General features: G+C 38.1%; 25 protein-coding genes and 2 pseudogenes. 3 read left to right on the top strand and 24 right to left on the bottom strand.

Going from position 1 to position 23,252, the window contains the following annotated elements; translation table 11 throughout:
• Position 1: 1 nt before the first annotated feature.
• From QM382_RS07130 to QM382_RS07105, 6 genes and pseudogenes are all read right to left on the bottom strand, one after another.
• Positions 2 to 280: a DUF6110 family protein gene (locus QM382_RS07130; protein WP_002893755.1), complete on the bottom strand. Its 279-nt coding sequence runs from the start codon at positions 278 to 280 to the stop codon at positions 2 to 4.
• A gap of 180 nt (positions 281 to 460) precedes the next feature.
• Positions 461 to 1,051: pseudogene (locus QM382_RS07125) on the bottom strand (transposase); the annotation flags it as partial.
• Between the two features lie 489 nt (positions 1,052 to 1,540).
• Positions 1,541 to 2,590, bottom strand: a complete 1,050-nt coding sequence (locus QM382_RS07120) for a DUF389 domain-containing protein (protein ID WP_000126416.1) — start codon at positions 2,588 to 2,590, stop codon at positions 1,541 to 1,543.
• Entirely contained in the window at positions 2,587 to 2,910 is a 324-nt protein-coding gene (locus tag QM382_RS07115; protein WP_000825751.1) for a potassium channel family protein, read from the bottom strand. Before QM382_RS07115 ends, QM382_RS07120 begins: the two co-directional genes overlap by 4 nt.
• Positions 2,907 to 3,266: a hypothetical protein gene (locus QM382_RS07110; RefSeq protein WP_000397555.1), complete on the bottom strand. Its 360-nt coding sequence runs from the start codon at positions 3,264 to 3,266 to the stop codon at positions 2,907 to 2,909. Before QM382_RS07110 ends, QM382_RS07115 begins: the two co-directional genes overlap by 4 nt.
• A complete protein-coding gene (locus QM382_RS07105; protein ID WP_006151097.1) occupies positions 3,191 to 3,493 on the bottom strand; it encodes a TMEM175 family protein in 303 nt (100 codons plus the stop codon). The genes QM382_RS07110 and QM382_RS07105 overlap by 76 nt, the downstream gene beginning before the upstream one ends.
• A gap of 794 nt (positions 3,494 to 4,287) precedes the next feature.
• Between QM382_RS07105 and gshAB the strand changes: the two genes are divergently transcribed.
• Both gshAB and QM382_RS07095 read left to right on the top strand, forming a co-directional pair.
• Positions 4,288 to 6,534, top strand: coding sequence for a bifunctional glutamate--cysteine ligase GshA/glutathione synthetase GshB (gene gshAB / locus QM382_RS07100; protein WP_414272870.1), 2,247 nt, complete (start codon positions 4,288 to 4,290; stop codon positions 6,532 to 6,534).
• Positions 6,535 to 6,670: 136 nt separating this feature from the next.
• Positions 6,671 to 6,992 (top strand): annotated as a pseudogene (locus tag QM382_RS07095) (transposase); the annotation flags it as partial.
• Positions 6,993 to 7,357: 365 nt separating this feature from the next.
• On the opposite strand, the gene cadX reads toward QM382_RS07095, so the two are convergent.
• Together cadX and QM382_RS07085 are read right to left on the bottom strand one after the other, a co-directional pair.
• Positions 7,358 to 7,696, bottom strand: coding sequence for a Cd(II)/Zn(II)-sensing metalloregulatory transcriptional regulator CadX (gene cadX / locus QM382_RS07090; protein ID WP_414272869.1), 339 nt, complete (start codon positions 7,694 to 7,696; stop codon positions 7,358 to 7,360).
• Between the two features lie 11 nt (positions 7,697 to 7,707).
• Entirely contained in the window at positions 7,708 to 8,322 is a 615-nt protein-coding gene (locus QM382_RS07085; RefSeq protein WP_021002064.1) for a CadD family cadmium resistance transporter, read from the bottom strand.
• 28 nt (positions 8,323 to 8,350) lie between these two features.
• Between QM382_RS07085 and QM382_RS07080 the strand changes: the two genes are divergently transcribed.
• On the top strand, positions 8,351 to 8,536 hold the full coding sequence (locus QM382_RS07080; protein ID WP_080566886.1) for a FanG protein: 186 nt from the start codon (positions 8,351 to 8,353) through the stop codon (positions 8,534 to 8,536).
• Positions 8,537 to 8,717: 181 nt separating this feature from the next.
• Here the strand turns inward: QM382_RS07080 and QM382_RS07075 are convergent, their stop codons facing one another.
• From QM382_RS07075 to QM382_RS07000, 16 genes are all read right to left on the bottom strand, one after another.
• Positions 8,718 to 9,983 carry a tyrosine-type recombinase/integrase gene (locus QM382_RS07075; RefSeq protein WP_001031496.1) on the bottom strand — a complete coding sequence of 422 codons (1,266 nt, stop codon included), beginning with the start codon at positions 9,981 to 9,983 and terminating at the stop codon, positions 8,718 to 8,720.
• A 111-nt stretch (positions 9,984 to 10,094) separates the two neighbouring features.
• A complete protein-coding gene (locus QM382_RS07070; RefSeq protein ID WP_000339502.1) occupies positions 10,095 to 10,352 on the bottom strand; it encodes a MerR family transcriptional regulator in 258 nt (85 codons plus the stop codon).
• A 13-nt stretch (positions 10,353 to 10,365) separates the two neighbouring features.
• Positions 10,366 to 11,478: a CHAP domain-containing protein gene (locus QM382_RS07065; RefSeq protein WP_000734464.1), complete on the bottom strand. Its 1,113-nt coding sequence runs from the start codon at positions 11,476 to 11,478 to the stop codon at positions 10,366 to 10,368.
• 16 nt (positions 11,479 to 11,494) lie between these two features.
• The gene (locus QM382_RS07060; protein WP_001092961.1) at positions 11,495 to 11,719 is read right to left on the bottom strand and encodes a hypothetical protein; all 225 of its coding nucleotides are present in this window, start codon (positions 11,717 to 11,719) and stop codon (positions 11,495 to 11,497) included.
• Between the two features lies 1 nt (position 11,720).
• On the bottom strand, positions 11,721 to 13,607 hold the full coding sequence (locus QM382_RS07055; RefSeq protein WP_414272868.1) for a conjugal transfer protein: 1,887 nt from the start codon (positions 13,605 to 13,607) through the stop codon (positions 11,721 to 11,723).
• A gap of 11 nt (positions 13,608 to 13,618) precedes the next feature.
• Positions 13,619 to 16,123 carry an ATP-binding protein gene (locus QM382_RS07050; RefSeq protein WP_414272867.1) on the bottom strand — a complete coding sequence of 835 codons (2,505 nt, stop codon included), beginning with the start codon at positions 16,121 to 16,123 and terminating at the stop codon, positions 13,619 to 13,621.
• 13 nt (positions 16,124 to 16,136) lie between these two features.
• On the bottom strand, positions 16,137 to 16,547 hold the full coding sequence (locus tag QM382_RS07045; RefSeq protein ID WP_049503699.1) for a conjugal transfer protein: 411 nt from the start codon (positions 16,545 to 16,547) through the stop codon (positions 16,137 to 16,139).
• A gap of 2 nt (positions 16,548 to 16,549) precedes the next feature.
• The gene (locus QM382_RS07040) at positions 16,550 to 16,774 is read right to left on the bottom strand and encodes a TcpD family membrane protein (RefSeq protein WP_001095596.1); all 225 of its coding nucleotides are present in this window, start codon (positions 16,772 to 16,774) and stop codon (positions 16,550 to 16,552) included.
• A gap of 9 nt (positions 16,775 to 16,783) precedes the next feature.
• The gene (locus QM382_RS07035) at positions 16,784 to 17,779 is read right to left on the bottom strand and encodes a conjugal transfer protein (RefSeq protein ID WP_000356392.1); all 996 of its coding nucleotides are present in this window, start codon (positions 17,777 to 17,779) and stop codon (positions 16,784 to 16,786) included.
• A 10-nt stretch (positions 17,780 to 17,789) separates the two neighbouring features.
• On the bottom strand, positions 17,790 to 18,347 hold the full coding sequence (locus tag QM382_RS07030) for a conjugal transfer protein (protein WP_414272866.1): 558 nt from the start codon (positions 18,345 to 18,347) through the stop codon (positions 17,790 to 17,792).
• A 1-nt stretch (position 18,348) separates the two neighbouring features.
• Positions 18,349 to 18,582 carry a hypothetical protein gene (locus tag QM382_RS07025; protein WP_000456042.1) on the bottom strand — a complete coding sequence of 78 codons (234 nt, stop codon included), beginning with the start codon at positions 18,580 to 18,582 and terminating at the stop codon, positions 18,349 to 18,351.
• 14 nt (positions 18,583 to 18,596) lie between these two features.
• Complete coding sequence (locus QM382_RS07020) at positions 18,597 to 19,829, bottom strand: replication initiation factor domain-containing protein (RefSeq protein ID WP_000357951.1); 1,233 nt, start codon at positions 19,827 to 19,829, stop codon at positions 18,597 to 18,599.
• 207 nt (positions 19,830 to 20,036) lie between these two features.
• Positions 20,037 to 21,725 carry an FtsK/SpoIIIE domain-containing protein gene (locus tag QM382_RS07015; RefSeq protein WP_414272865.1) on the bottom strand — a complete coding sequence of 563 codons (1,689 nt, stop codon included), beginning with the start codon at positions 21,723 to 21,725 and terminating at the stop codon, positions 20,037 to 20,039.
• A 13-nt stretch (positions 21,726 to 21,738) separates the two neighbouring features.
• Complete coding sequence (locus QM382_RS07010) at positions 21,739 to 22,200, bottom strand: hypothetical protein (RefSeq protein ID WP_001062573.1); 462 nt, start codon at positions 22,198 to 22,200, stop codon at positions 21,739 to 21,741.
• Positions 22,201 to 22,221: 21 nt separating this feature from the next.
• Positions 22,222 to 22,518: a hypothetical protein gene (locus QM382_RS07005; RefSeq protein ID WP_000622652.1), complete on the bottom strand. Its 297-nt coding sequence runs from the start codon at positions 22,516 to 22,518 to the stop codon at positions 22,222 to 22,224.
• A 34-nt stretch (positions 22,519 to 22,552) separates the two neighbouring features.
• On the bottom strand, positions 22,553 to 22,735 hold the full coding sequence (locus QM382_RS07000) for a hypothetical protein (protein WP_000490640.1): 183 nt from the start codon (positions 22,733 to 22,735) through the stop codon (positions 22,553 to 22,555).
• Positions 22,736 to 23,252: the final 517 nt, after the last annotated feature.

The raw sequence follows: 23,252 nt of genomic DNA, 5'->3' as shown, positions 1-23,252 counted from the left end.
ATTATTCACCTGTCAGGCTATCTAATTGTTCTTCTTTCTTTTCCTGTTCGTATAAATATTTAGCGTCTTGTAAAACATCATCACCGTGTTGTTTTACAACAGAAACAGATGCATCCAGTCCATCTTTCAATTTGTAAGCTTTAGCCAAGGCCTTAGAATAGCCTTTCTTAGCTTCTTTACTTGCTAAGACTTTCAAGCCAAGCGTCCCAAATGCTACCCCTCCTAAGAAGAGAGATGATTTTTTCGCAACTTTTGCGACGTTTAATACTTCTTTTAACATGTTTATTTCCTCCTTGTAACTATTGTAGCGAAAAATGACAGCAAAAGCAATTGCTGATATCTGATATATAGATAAAATTCTCTATACTGATATTTAATTATATTATGATGAAAACAATATACTTTATTTTTTGATACTGTCAATAATTATGTGTAAACACTTAAGTAGAGTTACGGAGTGTTAATTAAATAAGCTTTCAAGTGTATCAGAACATTGACCAAACCCTTTATGGATTCGTTGACTTTGCTTGAAATTATAATCTTCAAACAACGTAACTAAGTAACGTTCCAGAGCCTCCTCATTAGGAAAAAGAACCTTCTTTTTCGTTTGATGTTTGATTTCTTTGTTAAGAGACTCAATGAGGTTTGTCGAATACATGCTGTGCCAAATCTGGTAGGGAAACTGATAAAAAGTTAAAAGATTATCCGTCTTCTCCAGACTTTCCATGACTTTCCTATACTTTGGTTTCCATTCGGCGAGAAAGTCCTCTAAAGCTTGTCCTGCCATTTCTAAATTTTCAGCACGATAAATCATTATAAATTGCCCCAGAATAACCGCTCTATCTGCTCGTTTCACTTTACTAGCTAGATTTCGACTAATATGAATTAAGCAACATTGTTGTTTAGCTAATGGGTGAGCCTGACTGATAATCTGCTCAAGCCCCTTAAAGCCATCTGTAACTACAAGAGAAATCTGTTGGATTCCTTGGTTTTGAAGCTTGTCTAACAGGGTGGACCAAGAAGCATTGTTTTCTTGAGGCAACTGTGCATAGCATATCTCTATGCGACTAAAGTCGCTAGAGCTATCCTAATTGCGCACCGCCAGTTCTCATAGAAAAAAACACCTTGCAAGATGCAAAGTGTTTTCGTTTGTATTCTGCTGTCCAGTAACGAATTAACGTTTACTAAATTGTGATGCTTTACGGGCCTTTTTCAAGCCTGGTTTGGAAAGTATGAATTTCAGTTGGACTAAAAACAGCGTAATATCAAGACTTTTCTCCGCTTTTATAAAAGCTTTTTTCCAATCAAATTCAACTAATTTTATCCGAATGGTGTGGATTTTACCCCCAAAATTACAGAGAATGGAGCTGATAAACACTAAACGTTCACACCATTAGTTAAATGATTTTTTGTTCATCATTTTTCTTAGATGATAGAACTTCTAATTTATTTCTTATTCAAGCAAAAACAACCTGCTATAAGTAAGAAAGAGGAAGATACAAGAAAAACACGGCGTAAAAACCGATTCAGTTCATTGTCCTCAATCCTTGTCTGCTTCATTTTCTTTTACGAGATCGTTTTGTGAATCTTTTTCAGAGAGTTTTTGATCAATATACTTGTCAATGTTTTCATAAAATTCCTTGGTCGCTTCACTATCTAATGTTGGCGAGTTCTGAACTTGATTCACTTTCAATTGAACAGATTGAATACCGTAAGAGGCTTGTTTTTGGTGGAGTGTTTCTAATTCTTCTTCTGAAATCGGATCTCCAACAACCGTCAAGACCAATTCATTGTTACTTGACTTGTAGACTTGATTAATAACCGTATAATTGGCGAACTCTTTTCCTACAAACTGTTTGATCCCTTCTTTGCGCGCTTGTTCTATTGTCAGAGTAACTGCCGAATAGCTAGCTGGAAGAATCAACAATACAATCAAAGATATCAAGCCAATTCTCATTTTAATGCTCAGCTCTTTAAATGAAGTTAAAGGAGATTTTCTCATCAAAATTCTTGTTCCAACAATGTTGGCTAGCATGATAAAGACACAGTTGATCAAGAAAAGATAGAGAGCCCCCAATAAAAATCGTACATTCCCATTAGCTAAACCATAGCCAGCAGTACAGATAGGCGGCATCAGAGCTGTAGCAATGGCTACTCCTGGCACGATATTGTTTGCTTCTTTTTTCCTTGAACCGATCACACCAGCAATCCCACCAGCAATAGCAATGAGGACATCCCAAATGGTTGGAGAGGTTCGTGCAATCAACTCGCTACTTGCATAAGACAAGGGAGAAATCCAGAAATACAGAGTCGAGACAAGCAAACTGACCAACACTTGAGTCAATAAAACCTCTAGAGATTGCTTGATTAAACGCGTATCAAAAATAGCTAAACCGAATCCCAGTCCAACAATCGGTGTCATGAGAGGTGAAATCAACATGGCTCCTATAATGACAGCTGTTGAATTCATATTTAGTCCGATAGAGGCAATAAAAATTGCACACATCAAAATCGCTGTATCTCTCAATCGAACATGAAGGTCATCGTATAATTTCTCACGGTATTCCCGTGTTGAATAATTGGCAGTCATTTGTCCTCTCCTCTTTCCTTATTTAAATTGGTATAATAATTAAAAATAACAGCTGATAAACAGCCAAAAAATATGAGCCCATAAATCGTCAAGAAGACACTGGTAATCCTTCCAATCAAGGTCACAGCTAGGAGATCCCCGTAGCCGACAGTCGTCGAAGTCACAAAAGCATACCAAAGACCGTCTCCGTAATTTGTGATAGCAGGTTCAACTAGGAAAAGCACGCCTCCTGACCCAAAAACAAAGGTCACAAAACTCAGAGCAAACCGAGTAAAACCCGTAACCTGCATAATATGCCATAACATTTTTAAACGTTTCATTTGTTCTCCTTATTCATACTAGCTCCTGACCGAGCCGTTTTTTTCCAATAATCAAAGTGAAGATAGGACATGATCTCCATCAGAGAAAGATAGACAAACTGATAGATCTGATTTAAGCTGATTATCAACTGATATTGTTTGAAAAATGACTGGAAGAAAGACCAGATATGACTGTCTTGAATCAGTCCCTTCTTAATATCAGACAGGATATTAGCTAAAGCTCCCAAGGACTGAAACGGTAAATCCTTGACATTTATATAGATCCGGTCCACCACATCATTCAGACTGGTATCTTGGATGGCATGAAATTCTCCAAAGAGAACTCCTGCCGCTCCAAGAGTAGAAACAAATTCCACCAAATAATTTCTGAGGAAATTTTCTCAACCTTTTCCCATAATGTGTTTAGTGCCATCCATAACGATCCCAACCAGAAAAAGGAAAGAAAACAAGCAAAGAAATTTTGCCGTAAATCCCAAAAAGCTTCAAGACTTGGTGTTGTTGGTTTTTCTAACTCTAAAACCAAGATGGTCATAATAATTGCTAGAACAGCATCTGTCAATACAATTAATCTGTCTTTCTTCATCGGATTGCATCCCCTTTCTTTTTTGTAACATTCTATCTTATCGCATAATATTGGATATTCTTTCATAATCCGACTACAAACAAAAATAAACCAAAAAGTATGTCCCTATTATACTATATTTAACTCTAGAAGTATTCATCCATCTAATTAATAAATATATCATATTTCACAATAAGTGAATACTATCAAAGATTCATCCCCTTTCACTTCATCATGTAGTGTTGCTTAGATTTATCAAAAACAACCAAATTTGTATTAATTTCAAGTATCACCTAGTTACAAAAATTTGGGGTGAACAGAAAAAGCATCCCGTATTTTTGATACGAAATGCTTTCAATAAGTTTAAATAAGTTTTAACGTTTACTAAATTGTGATGCTTTACGAGCTTTTTTCAAGCCTGGTTTGGAAAGTATGGATTTCAGTTGGACTAAAAACAGCGTAATATAACGGCTTTTCAGAACTATATCTACTAATTAATTTCATAAAATATGAATCATTATTTTTTAAATAGGGGAATAGTTTAGGTCTGTAAGAATTAACTTATACACTTACAAGGTTTATTCTGATCGACTTTATAACTGTCTACGAAAAAAAGACAGAAATGAGAGATTGAGTGTGGGGAAAAAACTATTAGGTGTAGTTTCAATACTTCTACTAATGCTTTTGCTTATATTTAATGCAAGTAAATAGTCAATTCGTCCGAGCATTTCCTTCTCCATCTCCGTAGCAGAAAGTTGAGTTTATTTAACAAACTGATAAAATAATAGAGAAACTAGTTATTTCGAGGCCCAATCATGAACCTATCAAACGTATTTCAAAAATTATCCCCAAATACTCCCATCTTACAAGCTACCTTTGGTCTGGAGCGCGAATCTCTACGAATCAATACTGAAGGCCGTGTCGCTCAAACGCCACACCCTGAAAAATTGGGTTCTCGCAGTTTCCATCCCTATATCCAGACAGATTATAGCGAACCTCAACTAGAGCTCATTACACCGGTAGCACAGTCGACCACGGAAGCTCGTCGCTTCCTCGGGGCCATCACCGATGTGGCTATTCGCTCAATGGATAAGTCAGAATATCTTTGGCCTTTATCCATGCCACCTGTGATTGTAGAAGAAGAGATTCAGATTGCCCAGTTGGAAAGTGACTACGAGTATCAATACCGAGTTGGTTTGGCAGAACGCTACGGCAAATTGCTCCAGTCCATATCTGGAATTCACTATAATTTTGAACTCGGCAAAGATCTGACCCAGCAGCTCTTTGAAGTCAGTGATTATGACGATTTACTGACCTTCAAGAATGCCCTCTATCTCAAGTTAGCTCAGAACTTCTTGCGTTATCGCTGGCTCTTGACCTACCTTTACGGAGCAAGCCCGCTAGCAGAAAAAGGGTTTTTGACAGATGAAATTGGTTGCGTGCGGTCGATTCGTAACTCCAACTACGGCTATGTCAATGCCCCCGATGTTCACATTTCCTTCTCTTCACTGGAGCAATACGTGACCGACATCGAAAACGCTGTTGGATCTGGGCAACTGTCCGCCGAAAAAGAATTTTACTCTGCTATCCGTTTACGCGGTGCTAAGACTAGCCGGGAATTTTTGACTAAGGGCATCTCCTATCTAGAGTTCCGCAACTTTGACCTCAACCCCTTTGAGCCACTGGCAATCAGCCAAGAAACACTAGACACCACCCACCTCTTTGCACTCGCACTCTTGTGGCTAGACGACATGGAGCAAGTCGACGAAGAATTGGCAGTAGCTGCTACTCTCAACAACCAAATCGCTCTCAGCCATCCCCACACACCACTTCCTAAAGAGGCTGACCCTAAACCTATCGTGACAGCCATGAAGGACATCGTCGCTCACTTTGGACTGGATGACTATTATAGCCAGCTTATCACTAAGGTGGAGGCCTCTCTTCTTGATCCACGTTTGACCCTTTCTGGAAAAATAGCAGAGCAGGTTGAAGAAGGGTCCCTTGAAAAATTTGGCCAACAACAAGGACAAGCCTTTCATGACTACGCTTGGACAGCACCTTATGCCCTCAAAGGCTATGAAAACATGGAACTCTCCACCCAAATGATTCTCTTTGACGCCATTCAGCTGGGCTTGAACGTAGAAATTTTAGATGAGGAAGACCAATTTCTCAAACTCTGGCATGGTGACCATGTGGAGTACATTAAAAATGGCAACATGACATCCAAAGATAACTACGTAATTCCACTGGCCATGGCTAATAAGGTTGTGACCAAAAAGATTTTGGACAAGGCTGGTTTTCCAGTACCTGCGGGAGCAGAATTTGCTAACAAGGACGATGCCTTACGGTACTACGGACAAATAGCCAACTCTGCTATTGTTGTCAAACCCAAATCCACCAACTTCGGTCTGGGCATTTCCATCTTCCAAGAGTCAACAAGCCTTTCTGGCTATGAAAAAGCCCTAGACATCGCCTTTTCGGAAGATAGCCATGTGCTAGTCGAGGAGTTTGTGGCAGGGACCGAGTACCGTTTCTTTATCTTGGATGGAAAATGCGAGGCTGTCGTGCTCCGCGTTGCGGCCAATGTCGTAGGCGACGGAAGCTCAAGCATCCGAGAATTAGTCGAAAAGAAAAACCAAGACCCTCTGCGTGGTCGCGACCATCGCTCACCTCTTGAAATCATCAATCTGGGTGATATTGAATTACTCATGTTGGAACAGCAGGGTTACACACCTGATACAGTCTTGCCTAAAGGTAGCCAAACCTTTCTGCGTGGTAATTCTAATATCTCAACTGGAGGCGACTCCATTGACATGACTGACCAGATGGGCGAGAGTTACAAACAACTAGCTGCCGATATGGCGACTGCTATGGGGGCTTGGGCCTGTGGAGTCGATTTGATTATCCCAGACTACACCAAGCCTGCTAGTAAGGAGCTACCAAATTGCACCTGTATCGAACTCAACTTCAATCCTGCCATGTACCTGCACGCCTATACTTACGTAGGGCCAGGACAACGTATCACACCGAAAATTTTACGGAAGTTGTTTGGAGAGATATGAGAATAAGATCAGAGATTTTCTGAGCTTACTTTTTTATATTTGATAAATGGTAAAATATAGTGCAACAAAAAACTCATAGAGCCCAATCTCGTGTAAACTGTAAGTAACCACACTAAACAGAACACGGGAGAAATCTATAAGCTACCATCATATTACCATAATTGAGCGAATTAAGATAGAGACTTACCTAGAATTAGGTCTCAAACCCTGCCAAATAGCTAGAAAATTAGGCGTTCACAAATCAACCTTCTCAAGAGAATTAAGTGTGGTAATGACACTTACTCTGCACAAGCAGCACAAACACACAATGAACAATTGGCGAAGCAGAAGGGAAGAAAATCGAGTTAGACTCCTGTGAATTGAAGTAGGAAATTAAAGAGCGATTACAATCTTCATGGTCTCCAGAACAAATTTGTAGTCGTTATCAACTTGAAAATAGGTCCATGGTGTCCTTCAAAATCCAATTTGTAAAATTAAGCTAGAAAAAAGCATCTCGTATTTTTGATACGAAATGCTTTTAATAAATGTAAATAAGTTTTAACGTTTACTAAATTGTGACGCTTTACGGGCCTTTTTCAAGCCTGGTTTGAAAAGTCTGGATTTAAGTTGAATTAAAAACAGCGTAATATCAAGGATTTTCGGAACTATATATAATGATTAATTTCATAAAATATGAATCAATATTTTTAAATGGGGGAATAGTTTAGTTCTATAAAAGATTAAATAATTTCTATTTTAGCTGTTAGAAACGTTGGTACATCAATGTTTTTAGAATGCTATATAATAAAAGGTAGAGTGAATGGTAGAGTAGTAAAAATAGTTGTTATCCTAGTTGATTAAAAAAATCTCTGATTTCCTCATCTTTTATAAAATAATATATAATTTTCCCCTCTCTTCTAGTATCCAAGATGTTTTGATTGGCTAGTTTACGAAGATGGTGGGAGGCAGATGCCATACTGAGATTTAGTAAACAGGCTATATCACAGACACAGAGTTCTTCAACAGCAAGGAGATAAAAGATGATATTTATCTGTTTATTATCGGTAAACTTTGATAAAATACGAAGTGATTTTTGGAATTTTTCCTTTTCAAGGTAGTTCGTTGCGGTTGTAACATTTTGTTGATTAATAACATCCACTTGGCATATACTATCTTTTTTCATAATTTTTTCTCCTAGCCAAACACAGTCCTTAGTATGTTAAAGCTGTTGTTTTCAATCAGGATATACATCCCCAATCCTAAATAAACAACCGCAATAAACCATCTGCTATATTTTTCCAAAGTTTCTCCAACAGAAGGGACTTGTGCCAATTTTTGGGCAGAAAAAACCAGGAGATAAATCATGACTAGAAAAGTAAGTAAAGCCACTATCAAATTCGCTAAATTTAAGGTAATAAAATATGGGACAAAAACACCAATATTGTCAGCACCACAACTTGCAAAAGTAATCATAGCGACTAGAAAAATCAGGTTTTTATCATCTTTGCGCAAACCATCTTTTGCAATAGCTTCTCCATCAGAATCTCCTAAAAGCAAAACTTTGAGTCCTAGGAAAATTGGAATCAAACCGAGCAAACCTAAAATCTCTTTACTAGGAATATAATTTAAGACAAATGCAAAAAGTAAACTTAGCAATATTAGACTAACAGAGCCTAGAAATTGTCCTAAATAGATGTTAATGATGTCCTTTCTGCTTTTTCTTTTGGCAAAAAATAACATTAGGATAATAAGTAAGTCTACGGCTGTCCCAGAATACAGGATTATTGAAGTAACAACATTTTGAACCATAAAACACCTCATTCAAATATATTTTTGAATGTATTTTAACATTAAACTTTGTAGATGTCAACTTCAGCTCCATCAAAATATAGATAAGAAGGTAGTGTACCAAACATTAAAAAGCCCTGCCATCGAAATGATAGCAGGGCTCAACTTCAATATCCAGATGATATATTTATCTAAAAAAGGTAGAGAAAAAGGTAGAGTTTGGACTGAAATATAGTGAAATGTATTGAAATTGAAAAAAGAAAAAACGCTTGAAATCAGCGTTTTTCTTATGTATTGATTCGTATTGAATGCTTACTTCACTTCTGTAAGGGTTAAATAATCGGCCTGTACCCCTTGTCATATCAAGGAGTATAGGTTTTTGAAGAAAAAAGGTAGTGATAAAGGTAGTGATTGTATTAATCTGTGAGTTCTTGTAATTTATCCAGAAAAATATCAACTGCTTCGAATTTTTTCTTTGGTGCTAGTTCAGCATATGTATCCATAGTTGTGGTAATAGACTTATGTCCCATCCTATGTTGTAGCTCTTTCCAGTTAGTTCCGGCATTGAGCATCATAGAGGCATGTGTATGTCGGAATAGGTGAAACCCATAATTTGGTAGTCCCAATTCGATAAGTCGTTTTTTTAGAGTTGCACGCTCATTTCTATCACACATATAATTTCCATAAATCGTAGGAAATATCAATTTGGATCTTGGTAAATGATGTTCTTTAAAATAGAGATTCATTTCTTGATGAAATTCCCTTAGTCCTTCTAAAGTTGATATCGGAACAGCAACTCTACGATTACCGGCATCAGTTTTAGGAGAATTCTTACAAATAATCCCTCCTTTTTGGTTCAATTTTTTATTAGCACTTTTCCACATTAAAGTTTTATTGACAATGATTTCATTAGTTTCAAAATCAAGATCAGTAATTTCTAAAGCTAATAGTTCATTGATTCGTAGTGCTGAAGCCAGTAATGTATTACAAATGATTTTAAACCGCCGATTTGCTCTCGTGTTTGGTAGTGTGTCAAGGTAAGCTAGCCAAAGTTTTAAATCCTCATCATGAAGGACCATGATACGTTCTTTAATGGCTTTGGGTTTTGGTGGTATCTTGATTGTCTTTGCAGGATTGGTTTTCAAACCGCAATTTGTTATTCCAAAATCAAAAATATCACTCATTTTATGTGCCATTGCACCAAAATCTTTTGCACTGCCTTTCGGGGCACGTTTTTTTCCAGATTCAATTGCTTGTTTGGCTTTTTTTACTAATCGATTTAGCCATAATTGAATATCTGATGCTTCGATCTGCTCAGGTTTATAATTGCCAAATTGTGGAATGATGTAAGTATCTAAGTACCCTCGAACACGGTTTATTGTGTTTTGCGAAGATACCCAAGTTTTAAAATGGCTAAACCAAAATTCAGCTAAACTTTCAAAATTACCAATTTGGATAGTTTCTTTAATAGTTGACCCAGATTTTTCAAATTGAATTTTGGATTCAACAATTTTTCTATCTAAAGCTTTTAATGTTTTAGCAGTGATTGTTCTTGTAATTCGTTTACCAGTCTTAATATCTGTTCCGATATAAACACCTTTGATTGAATAGCTTATTTCACCGTTCTGCTTGGTAGTTTTTATAACTTTTTTATTGTTGTGTTGAATGGTTTCTTTATTCATATTGCCTCTTAATTCGGATATTTAAAAGACTAAAATAAGACCCTCACCTTCTTTTAAGATGATTTTATTTTAGCATATTCCTGAGTTGTTTGTTGCATTCCTGCTTTACTATTAAGTTGATAGAAATTTAATGATGTCTTGCCGTTTATAGTAGACTGTTCTCGTTCCTTCAATAGGTGGTTCCAGACGAGCTAGTCCTTTTCTTTCCCAACTCTTCAGCGTGTTAGGTGATATATTCAATTCTTTTAGAACTTCTTTTTGAGTTATAATTTCCAAGTGATTGGAGTTGCTTTTTTTGTCAAGAAGGTTCACCAATACTTGAAGAAGATTTTCAATTTTATCTAGTTTTACTTGTTGTAGTGCATCCATATAATTATCCTTTCTAATGTCCAATAACATAGGTAAATTGTTTGGCAGTTTCTGCATCAAATGTGCGGTAACTAATTATTCCTAACCCTTTTACATTACACTCTGAGACGAGAATTGAACCATCTGATTTGACCTGTTCCACAAATGAAATGTGTCCGTATATTGGATCAGCTCCAGCTTGTCCAGGGCTAAATGATAGAGCAGAGTGCTCTGTTGGTGTGTGGGTTGTTGTAAAGCCTGGTTTATTCATCCATTGTCCACCATTTCCCATAAATGGATCAAAGTTGACTCCGACTTGTTTTCCACGGTTGAAGACATACCAGGTACATTGTCCCCATGGATAAGTGCTTGTGATATAGCCAGTAGTGTCAATAGCTGTTGTTAGACTGTAGCCAACAGGGATATCGTTTGAAGTTACTCCTCCACCATCTCTAGTTTTTCCTGTAGTTTGTTCAGGAGCTTTTGGAGTTCCTCCATGTTCATCAATGAAGGCATCCAGTTTTTGCATGGTTTCTGCACGTCTTTTTCCGGATCCTGTAGTATCTGTGAAATAAACACCACCATCGGTAGAAGGATTTAGAGTACCATTCGCAAACTTTTTAGCCTTGTCATCTTGAATTTTGAAGGTTTGGTTTTTATTTCCAATGATGGTTTGTTGGGTTAGTCCGACAACCGCAACCTCGTCATTAAAGTTATTGGCATATTCTGGATTGGAATCATAAGCCCCAAAACCAAACATATTGGCTCCAGGATTAGTGGCTACCCCAGCAGTTCCAAGGGAACTTTCATTCAGTGCGATCGCAACGATTCCACGGACATCAAGATTAGATTTAGCTTCCCATTCGAGGAGCTTTTTTCCATTAATTCGGTTCTTATCATAGGAGATTCCTAACGTATCTAAAAAGCCGTCTAATTGCTCTGCTGTAATACCGAAGCGATGAACCAGTAGGTTGTGAGTATAGGGATCTCCATCTGACCAGTGATCCGCATAAGTCACTCCATTTTGGGATTGAGGTGAGCCATTCGTTCCACCACCTCCGACAGCCCCCATAAGGATAATGATGATGAGGACCGGTAGAAAGAGAGGAATGAGACCGGCTAATAGAAACCATTTTAGTTTTTTCATCGAATCTCCTTTCTAGTTAATGTCTTATATAAGCAGTGAACAGAACAGTCCCAAAACGCCATTTTGCATCTAAAACGACTGAATAGGACTTAGCTTGTAAGATGATTTTGTCTCTTTCTTGTTCTGATACTGGAAACAAAAGAAGGAAATCGACTGAGCGTTTTCCTTCTTGGTAGGCTTGATAAAGAGTTTCTTCAAGAACTCTTGGAAAAGCAGTTCTTGAGCGTATCTTGGTATTCATATCATTCTCCTCTAAGTTGTCTTAAGCGTTCTGTTAATCGGTCTCTTCGTTCAATATTGGTTCTCAATTTATCATCTCGTGTCATGGTTTTCCTATAAGCACGAGTGAAGGCATTGGATCCTTGGGCTTTGTACATGGCTTGAGGATCTTTATATTCCTCTAATTTGTGCTCAATACTATTAATGCGGAGCTGTTTAAATGGAGAAATCCACTCTTCTTTAAGAGTTTGAAATTCCTCGTTTGAACTTGGTGTTGGCTCTACTGTGATTGCAGATTCCATTGAAGGAGTTGGTGGTATTTTTTCTTCAACTGGTTTAATCCCTTCTAGCGTTTGCTTTGTTTTCGGAATGCTTGGTTCTGGAGCATCTGGACTTATCGGAGTCTCAAGTGTTTCTGCTGGGAGCACTTCATCAGGTTGGTGCTCTGATCCCTTATTGGTAAAGAAAGATCCGACATTTTGGAAGTGACTTTTGGCATTCATCACCATTCCGGCTCCGAAACCAGCACCTGCTAAGGCAAAATTCCCAAGATGTTGAGCAGATGAAAGACTTCTCGATGGTACTTGTGAAGCTACCTCTCTGGTCTTTGTGACCCCTTTTTCAACTTTGTTTCCAATATCATTCGCAACCATTCGAGCTTTGGATCCAAGAATGAATTGGATCAGTTCAGCTTTGTATTTCCATAGAAAGAAATATACGAGTCCCTTTGAGACGACTGAAATGAGTAGTTTAAAAACAAGGCCAAAGATAATCAAGGATGGGAGTGTTTTAAGAATGCCATCAAAGCCTGTAATGATAATGTTTTCGATCATTTTCTCAATATAGAAAACTAATAGAGTTAATAGACTTGTGATAGCTGGGAAAAGTAACCCACCAAACATGACTTTCAAGACTCCAAAAATCAGATCCTGCATTCTTGGCACAAAAGACATTAATAGCACAATTGGAAAGAGCAGGATCATCATCAGAACGAGTGTCTGAGCAATGACATTTAACATTTGAATCAAAATAACTGGTATTGCTAATACAAAAGCGTCAAAAATTTTAAAAATGACATAAAACATACGAGTAAAGATGAAATCAGGCATTGCCGAAACCCAACGGTTCTTTTCGCCATCTTCATTAGCTCCATTGCCTAGTTCATCTAGATATTTAGAACGGTCTTTGGATTTAACCGCTGTAAAGTTTCCATTTTTATCGCCTGTTCCTAATACCTTACTATTGTCAAAAGTTTCTTGTTTTCCATTTTGGCTATTCTTATATTTACCATTTTCTTGGCCAGTATTGACAAAGACATAGGCTTTATAAGAGGTTTCTGCTATATAACTATCTGCCATGGAATCACCGATTTTGATCGTCTTATTTTTTCCATATTCTACTTTAATATGAGTGATATTTTTAGTGACCTCTTTAGAGACATTATTGATTGTATCAAGCAGATAAAGACCACCAGAGGTCCCTGCAACTGTTCCAAAGTAACCAAAGCCAAGGATGAGAACTAGAAAAACATGAAGGAGTGTTCTTGAAAAGGATCCTTTGGAAAAGAAATATTGGTAAAAAAGGTAGAAAGCTAAGATCAGAAGCAACATTGAAACAAGTGAGTTCTTGGCAACTCCACTTCCATTTGAACCGATAAATCCTTTCCAGATATTCATTGCTCCATTAAATACATAGTTCTTATAGCTAGAGTAGAGATCAATTTTTTCAAGAATTCGAATCAGCAAAGAAAAGAAGCCCACCACTGCGTTTAGAATGAAAAAGAAGAAGTTGACGAAAAGCTCATTAATCAGAACCCAAGCCCCGTTAAAGGAAGCGAACCCAGTAGGCTCCATGTAAGACTTGAGAGAGAAGATATCAACTCCCCTTAGTTTGTCAAAAGCTTCTTGCATGGGTTCACCTCCTAACTAGCGTATTTATTTTCAAGGCTTGATGATACCGTAGCTTTCATTGGTTTTAGAAGCATATCAATATCTTCAAAGATGTTGTGTACGGAAATCATATTGAGATTGCCATACACGTCATAGTATAGGCATTGACCAGAGATCATATTGTCAATCCATTCGAGATTGCTTTCAGTGACTTCGAGATTGACATGTTTTAAGATATCTTCTCGTTCAGACTTTTCATAGAAAGCAAAGATAGTCCCAAATCCCGTTGTATCATCGTCATTTTCTGCATCATGTACAGATTGAGTAATCAGTGCCAAGGTATTGTTTTTGGAGCGTCCAATCCGACGCATATTTTTGATAACGGCTTTTCCTTCTGCGGACTTCATAAGAATCCATGCTTCATCAAAGAACTCAATAGTATCTTCATTTTCATTTCGTTCTCCAAAGTGAGTACAGAAAGCACCCAGCGCAAACATGAGGGTAATAGAGTTGCGTTCGTGATCTGAAATCTTTGTGGAATCGTCTTTTGGTAGCTTGAGGTTATTGACCTCAAGGATGGTCACTCGTGATTCATAGTTAAGTCCTCGATTAGTCCCATCTGAAAAGGCTAGTTCCAAGATAGAGTTTGTGACAATTGAGGTCAGATAACGACCAACCGAAGCAATTTCAGAGGAAGTAGAGTCTCTCAGAACTTTTAGGACGTGTTTAAATCCGACTTTCTCACCAGCGACTCGTTTTTCTACAATCGCATTAATAGCTTCTGTGATCGCTGTTTTCTGGTCCATTGTGACATCATCTACAGCTTGTAGTAGAAACTCAAGCATATTCTTTGCGACCTCTACAGCTTGTTCTTTATCTAGAACGACAATAGGATCTAAGACTCCGTGGTTTGATGGAAGCGAGCTATCTAGTGTCACAAAGTTAAAGTTCTCAATCTGTTTCTTGCGTTCAGGATAGAGATGTGCAAATTCAGGTGAGTTGATCACTTCTTGATAGTGATTTCTAAGTTCACGTTTAGGGTCAATATAAAGGGTTTTAACATTTTGTAAAGCCACACTTAAAAAGATGATCTGAGCAAGGAAGGATTTTCCTTGACCTGTTGCCCCCGTAATAATGATGTGTGGGTTCTTGGTAATCTTTCCAGCGATATCTTCTTTATTTCCTACTGTCGCATTGTAGAGAACAATGTTCTTTGAGGAATCAATAGCTTTTGCAATATTGTCCCAACGGCCTGTCCAGTTATCTACTCGGCCGATATACCAACCGATACGGTTTCCAGAAGAGGTATTGGTAAAAGGCATGAGTTCTGAAAAGCCACGAGCTGTGACCATATGTGTCCAGGTGCGAGATTTCTTTTGGAGGTTTTCTCCATAAAGCAGAGCTTGAAAGAGATAAGGTCCGTCTTGAGAGGCTTCACTAATTTCGACTCCCATATCATCAAAGTAGTTCAAAACCACTTGTCGTCTTTGACGGAGCTGATTCACACTTGAAGCAGAGATAATCAGATAGGCTCCATATTCGATGATATCTTCCTTGTTTCCGACTTTCTTCATTAAGTCCTTTAGGGAGATGGAACCCATAATGATCTCATCTTGTTGGACAGTATCGGTGTTTTCTGCCTCTTCCATGATGTTTCTGTAACGTGTATTCGATCGTCCCATTCGTCCCTTGATCTTGTTGGTATCAATGAATTCTGCCTTGATTCGTAGCTCAACGGGAAAGTTTAAGCGTTGGATAAATTCGCCAAGATGAAAACCATTGAATTGAACAGGAAATTTACCAACCGGAAGAATAGTCACAAAAGAAGATCCATAAGGGCTTTCTAGCTTAAGAAAGCCACCTTTTAGGACTTTGATCAAGGTATCTGTGATATTGAATTGAGCACGATTAGCGAGCACCTCCTTCTTGTAGTGAGGGATATAGCGAAGGTACTGCATCCGCTGGTAATAAAAGAGTTCTTCATTAGATAACCGTTTTGCCCGAAGGACAGAGAAGGCTTGAAAAATAGTGAATTCATCACTTTTATAGTCTTCATACCAAGTGGGACTTAATTCATATTCATAGCCGAGGCCTTTTGCGATTTTTTCAGTGAGTTCATTAAAGCTCTCATAGGCCAAGTCTTTGACGGTAGCTCCGTGATTTTGTTTGCGCAAGGTCACTCCAACGACCCAGTCAAACTGATAAGGAATTTCCATTTCATCCGTTAGACGATCCACCGTGTAAAGAAGAAGTTCTTCTCCTAGTTCTCGGCTGTCATCTGCTAGAGCATCTGAAAAGTCCCGCATTTTCTCCTCTAAAAGATAGTCTTTAGGAATCAGAGATATTTCAAAGAACTTGTTTTTCTGGAGCTTCTTCATCATTTGAGCAACAGTGATTTTGTGTTTGCCCTTTTTTTCATCATCCGTAATCGTGATAGGAGTGTTTGGAATACGATAATAAGCAACGACGGTTTGATCTTTTTTGAGAGCTAGGTTTTCATGTGTTTCCCTAATAGGATAGGTTAAAGTAATACTCATAGGTCCTCCTTTTCTATAGATTTGTTTTTTCAAAGACAATTTCTTCTACAGGCTCTATCCGATCTTCATGGTAGATAGCTTTTTTATTGATCTTAAAGTCCCAAAAGTAAATCAGGTAATCTCCAATAAAGACGTGCATCTTCTTACCGTGAGGCTCATATTCCGTATAGAATTTGGCCAATTTGTAAGGGAGATACCAATAGAGCAAGAGAGAAATTGAATGAGTGATTTTTGCGAGTGGCACAAAGATAAATCCTCCAAAGAGTAACATGGCCACAAAGACGATGATAAAAACAATGAAAAAGGACAACTGCATAGGTGTCGCAAAGTACCATAGTCGAGTGCCCTTTTTTGTCTTAATTTCTTGGATCCAATAAGGAGCATTTAGGCCCTTACTGTAATCATAAAGTCTTTCTTCATTCATACTTAGAGTCCTGATTCAATACCGAAGAGTCGTAGGAACCAGCCGACTGCTTTTAGGATATCTTGTCCTTTCGCAATCGAAACAATAACGGCATAGAAACCAACGACTGAAAATAGTTGAAGCCAAGAGCTATTCCGCCAAGCCTTGATCGCTAAGAGAACGGCAATGGCTGTTAGGATCCAAATTCCATCTCCCTGAAGGAAGGTTCGTAGATTGTTTGTATTCATAGAGTTCTCCTATTCTTTATCATTTGCATAATTTAGTGGAATGGTGTGTTCAAGTTTTGAGACATAGTAGGTCTTTTCTTTTTCTGAGAGAGTAAAGGTGAAGTTTTCTGAGTGAGTGGTGCCTCCAACTTCAAAAGTAGCTTGGACATAAGCAATTAGATCATTACCGTCCTGTTTAAGATAAGTGTAGTCGATCGTTTTGAAAGTGCTATTTGAGATGATATCCACATTTTTAGCAATCAGATTAAGATTATCTTGGCTTGTGGTGTAGTTGGTAAAGAAAATCTTGAGGAATTTCTCTACTTTCTTTCGCTCGCTGTCTGAAAAATGATCATTGGCAGTGAGTTGGAGCTTATCATCTTCGCTAAAGTGTCCAGCTTGTGAGGATTCAATGGCAGAAAACCAAGGAAGGCCAGAAACGTAATATTTTCCATCTTTTTCATCAAAAGGAATATTGAAACCTGTCACAATTTCTTTTTCTTCTGTGTTGTTATCCCGATGGATGCTTTCCTTGTATTTAACCTTATAGGTCGCAACTTTCCCTTCTACAGTCACTAACTGAGAATAGACAAGTGAGCTGGGATTTCGAACTTGCCCTTGAGATTTTACATCAGGGATGAAATTGTAAAATTTATTTAAGTAGTCAACTTGAGCTTTTTGTTTATCGCTTTCTTGTGGAAGAGTGAAATAGGCATAGACGTAGTCATTCAAGTAATACTGGAGTTTATAGTCATATTTTCTACTCGACTCCATAGGCTGTGTCTGTTGCTTTTGGGTGGATTCTACTTGGGCTTGTAGTGTACTTACCTTATTTGAGAGTGTGATAGCACGGATAGATCCCAAGAAACCAACAAAAAGGAGGAAAGAAATTCCTCCTATGACTGCGATATTGACGGTCTTTTTATTGGTGACTTTTAGCTTTGGTGGGCCTCCTTTTTTCTCCACCTTTTTAAAGTGTGAAAGATATTCTTTCGCTTGAAGCAAGTAGCGTTTAGCTTTATCCATAGATCCTCCTTTAGAGACCAGCAAGCTCAATGAGCTTTGATCCTTTTGCATAAAGGCGCTTATTGGCTTTTTCGATCTCACCATTAATGTAATAGTAGCCTCGTAGCTCAGTTTGGAGTTTTTCGATCAGGTCAGGCTTTAGGTCTTTGGCTTCTTCTTTTTTTAGGAGACTATTTAATTCTCCAGCCTTGGTCCAAGCCTCTCTGTGATCTTTCTTTTTAAGTAATTCTCCCAGTTCATTCGTGACTTGAGAGACTTTCTTTTCAAAAATAGTTTTAGTGGCCATTTCAATTTCCTTTCTAAATTTTTCTTGATTGTCTTTGATGGTCTTTTGGATATAAGTAATGAGTGAGGGGCGCATTTTTTTATTTACGCTCAACACTTGACCATCTAGCGTGAAACAGGCATGTTCATAGTTATAGAACCCTCTACTATCTGGAAGATCTTCTGTACATCTGCCAGCGCATTCGTAGTAGAAGTCTTTGCCCTTTCGTAAGAGGATATACATACTCCAGAATTCTTGTTCTGGAAGAAGCAGAAAGTCTGCTTGATAAATATTCTTTAACATCTCAAGAAGCCTCAAGCAGATCATCGTAGCCTAGAGCTTGGTAGATAAAATCTGAATCAAACCAGAGCCAGTCATTGATTTGTCCTTCTGTTGGAGTATCGCCAGAGAAGATATCCTCACAAATGACGGTTAGAGTATCTACTCCACCACGTTCACGGACAGTGTTCAAGGTGGTTAGTCCACCAGACCAAGCTTTAAAGTTTTCTAGTGAATTGATTTGAACTTTGTATTCCATATAGTTTTTCCTTTCTAGTGTTCATAGTGTTTATTGGCTTTGAGAAGTCGTAACATGGCTTTTCCTCGATCAGTGATCTCTCCGCTATTCTGAATCATTTTCATGTATTCTGTTTGGAGGATCTTGTCCGCTTCAGTGACTAGTGCAAGGGAGTTAGCAACTTGATAGGTCAGCCAGCGAATCGTTCGCTCAATACTGTAAGGCTGTGGGTTGGTTGAGAGTTTCAAGGGTTCGACGCCTCCAAAGAGACGTTGCCACTTTTCATCAGGTTTATAAGCTCCAAAACGAGTAACACCATCATAGACTTGGATTTCTTTATTGACGATGCCTCTAGCGATTTCTCCGAGATCTACACCATTGATGTATTCCTCTACAACTCCTTGAGCTTTCTGATCTGAAAAGCGGAGTTCATAGCGATTCCAGATACCAAAAATCTCCAAGGATTCGTCCAAGGAGATGTTTTCCATCCGAGCAATTTCATAGCGCTTTTCATAAAAGTTGAAGTAGAGTTGACTTTGACGGCTCCCAAAATAAATGGACAAGCCGTGATTAGCTTCCATGTCTTCATTATCTGTGAAAGATCCACCACCCGTGATATTCCATTTCTTGATCGTGTCTAGGACAATCTCTTTGGAATAGAGTTTATCAATCAATTTGGGAATTTGAATTTGTTCGTCCTCGTGACCATATCCCTTATATAGTTCATCTAGAGCGATATCGAGTCGCTTCACCCGAACGTCTTCATAGGAATAAAGAATGTTTTGAAGAAAGATCTGCCAAGTGATTCCCTTGTCTTCTAGAAGCAATTCCAACTCACGGCATCCTTGTCCAGATAGTTGAAGACAAGTTTGGTAATCATTGGTCACAGACTTATCAAAGAAATCAAAAATCCAGATGTTCCCTCGTTGCCATAAGTGGGTATAATTCATGAGACGGGTTTCTTGATCTGTAAATTCGCTAAGGTGGCAGTGAAGGAAGTTTTCACAGAAAGCATCTAAATCCTTTAATCTAGGAAATGTCAATCGTAGATAGTCAATTTGAGCTCGAAGACTGTTTTTATCGCAATCTTGATAGTAACCAAGTTTTTCTTTAAGTTCTCTAAACTTATCAATCGTCAGTCCTCTTTCGCCTGTTTCATAAGAGCGGTAGGTTCTTGTAGGTAGATTAACAGCTTGTGCAAATGCTTTTTGACTAAGTCCTGTTTGTTTTCTGAAATTCTTAATATGAAAAGGACTAATTTTGTCCATTCATCGCAACACCTCTTTCTAACAAAGTGACACACTTTTTTGACGAAAGTGACACACTTCATAAAAATTGAAAACTCAACTCCCATAAGGAATGAGGAGGGGTGGACTTGGCGTTTTTGCCAATTGTAACCCCCCTATTAGAAAACGGGGGTTGAAGTTTCATCATGACCTAGAAACTTCGGGCTACGGTCTGCGCCTGACCTGCGGTCAGGCTTGCCCTTGCCCTTGTCCTAGCCCATGATGAACAATCGTCGCTTCAACTGCTTTTGGATAAGACCTGCGTCCTCCCTCTTCAAATTGAGCGAGGATTTCAAGAAGAAGTTTTTCTTGAAAAGGATCCACTAGAATAGCGGATACAGTCCGTTCAAAGATGATCCCTTGTTCTGTTAAGAGATAGATAATCTTGCGTAAGGTTGGCATTTTAAGATTTTGTTCGTCTGCGAATTCTTTGAGTGGTCTCTTGTTTGATTCGTTTTCTATAGTCTTCTCTTCCTCTATAGGATCAATTGTTTCAACTGGTGGTTTATATTCCTCAAATACTGAGAATTCTTCTCCTTCAAACTCCATAATCGAAATTTTAGAGTAGGCATCATAGAAGGAAAAACCTTGATCGAGTGGTACATAGGGAGAGAAAAACTCACCAGCCAGCTCACCGTTGTTTGCGATATAGCCCCGTCCTTTGACCTTAACTCCATTGATTTCATCCAACTTTTTGAACTCTTTGGTTTTATTAGCATCTCCAAACATCATGTCATATCCTGTTGATTCTAAATGACCGACGGAAAGACGCTTCATAAAGTTATCCCGAAGAGCAGTTTTGATAAATTCCCCATCGGGCCGTTGCATAGCAAAGATGATAAAGACTCCAGCTTGACGACCTTCTAAAACTAACTGAGAGAGATATTCCATCAGTTCGGACTGTTGGCTATAGTCACGGTCAATCTTTGCCATAAGAGCTGCCCACTCGTCTACAAGAATGAATTTTGGTTTCATGTCATAGTGAGTAAAGTTCTTTCCAGCTTGGAATTTTGGCGAAGTGGACATCCTTTCATAGCGTTTTTCCATGAACTCTACATTCTCTTTAAAACAGTTGATGATATCTTCCTTACTAGTATAAACACGGCCATGAAAGACTGGAATTTTCTTTAATCCAGCAAGGTCCGAATTCTTTGGGTCACAGATATCGACAAAGCCAATTTTAGCTAATGCATAAATTATGGTCATGAGAACAACTGTTTTTCCTCCACCTGTTCCACCGCCGATGAGAAGATGAGGTTCTTCAATATAATCCCAAGATACATCTTTCATGAGCTGGAGTTTGGATCCCTTGACTGTTACTTCATTAATGGTGATCCTGCTATCAATTCGGTTAATAGCAATTTCATATTTGATAAAGCGATTATCAAAGGTTTTATTGCGAAAGTCCCCGTTAAACATGACTTCAAGCGTAGCTCCTAGATTTAAAAAGCGATCTTGGAACTTATTGCCTTCTAGAATGAAGCTCACTTCAATCTTGTAGCGAGACTGTTTGACATACACTTGAGGTAAGGTGATTTTTTCAATGATCTTGTTTTCACGTTTAACCTTTTTAACGAGATAGAGGTTATTTTCTAGCAAGAAACGAGATAGGATTCGAAGACTATTGAGCTTTTGAAAAAAAAGTACCTTCCTGTAGCAAACACGATTAATAAACCAAGATAAGATCAAAGAAAAGATAAATCTAGCTCCTAGAAAATATCCTTGAGGTAAGGGATGGACTTTTAATTCTTCTAGATGTATGTAGCTGTAATAACTAATAGCCAACAAAAAAGGAAACCACCAGATAAACCATGTGATTCCCTTTAGTTTACGATGAAAAACTCGAACTCTTTTTCCACGATAGGTAAAGAGTTTCATCCTGAATCACCTCCTAGTTCTCCTTCTTATTTTCTACTGGTTTGTTTTCTTTAGTTGGTGCACTTCCAGCTTTTTTCTTGATTTTAGAAGCAAAGAGCTTATAGATATCATTACGATTGACATGAGTATGCGTAATAACAATATCTTCCAGTTCAACTTCTTCTCGGTATTTAATGCCTAAATCTTCAATTTCAGACTCAGACATATCTGCGATAGTGAAAAAGAGTGTTTCGTGCTGGACAGAAGAATGAATCCCTACAACAATTCCACGGATCTCACCTGTATTGACTTGTACAAACGATCCATCAGGATTCCGTTGTGAGCGATCCACTTCAAAGATGATATCAGGACCTTCAACACCTCGGAAAGTCAGTTTTCCAAGGACAGCTGGGACATCTAACCCGTCTGTAATAACACGATAAGTCTTGTCAGCAATTTGTAGTTTTTCTCCGTAGTTTAATCCAATTTTAGCCATGTGATTTTCTCCTTTAATTTCTTATTTTTTAATTACCAATTTTTCCGCAAATACATTAAGATAAGGTGCAACAGTATTGCCATTTAAAGCAGTGTCCGGGAAAAAGATTGGGTTAACCGCTTCTACTAGAGAATCTTCTGGAAAGACTGTTGTAGAGGCTGGTGTAATGACATGAAAGGCACCGTGCTCTGCACTATTTAGAATGTGACGTTGGTATTTACCTTCTTTTCCAAAAATAAATTTCGGAGCATTTCCTAAACGTTCATAGTAAGCAGGGCCAATAAATTCTGGTTTCATTTTAAGTGTTTCTGAGATCATAAGATTTTCCTTTCAGAGTGTAAAATAAAAAGAGCTAAGCTAGTTGCTTCACTCTTGAGTAATAGTGTGTAAAAAGTTTGCGTTTAAACATACGACTATAGAATTGAATATCCCCATGAGCATAGCCATTTCTACGAGCATCATCTGCGAGATGGTCTAAATCAATTTGAGCTTGAGCATAAAGTTTAGCCTGTAGTTTATCAGATTCACTAAACATGCCATAGGTAAATTCGTAATTATCATAGAGTCGTTTACATTGTAATGCGAAAAAAATTTGTCATATCATTCTCCTTTATTGTAATAAGTAAAAAAGCTACTAAGTGAAAAAAGGAAAGAACTTAGTAGCTTGAGAGTAGGTCTATCTAATTAGATAGACAGCAGTAAAGAAAAGTTATTTGGTTGGAAAGATTCCTCTTTCCACGGTGGCAACGTTTAGCAAGGTGCTTTGCGTCAATTACCATCGCTTTCCCAGCCAATCTCTTTAGGTAGTCATTATCATACCCTTAAGATTCTCTTACGCCCTTTGGCGAAGCTAGTTCACTTTACTATTCGGAAAAGTGCGAAAGTCCGAAATGCGTGGAAGCCCACAAGAATTGAATCTTGTTTTATATCTTCACTTCAACCATAAAACGGACTTGACTTTTAGTATCAAAACATTTACAATAAAGGTACGAAGTTTATGTGTAGTTCTGATGATCAGTCCTCTGGTTGTCAGACGCACTTTTTATTTAATT

This window comes from Streptococcus infantis, from assembly GCF_047465185.1.
Lineage (GTDB): Bacteria > Bacillota > Bacilli > Lactobacillales > Streptococcaceae > Streptococcus > Streptococcus infantis_O.
Note: the sequence above shows the minus strand (reverse complement) of the source record. Positions and strands in the feature narration are given on the sequence as shown.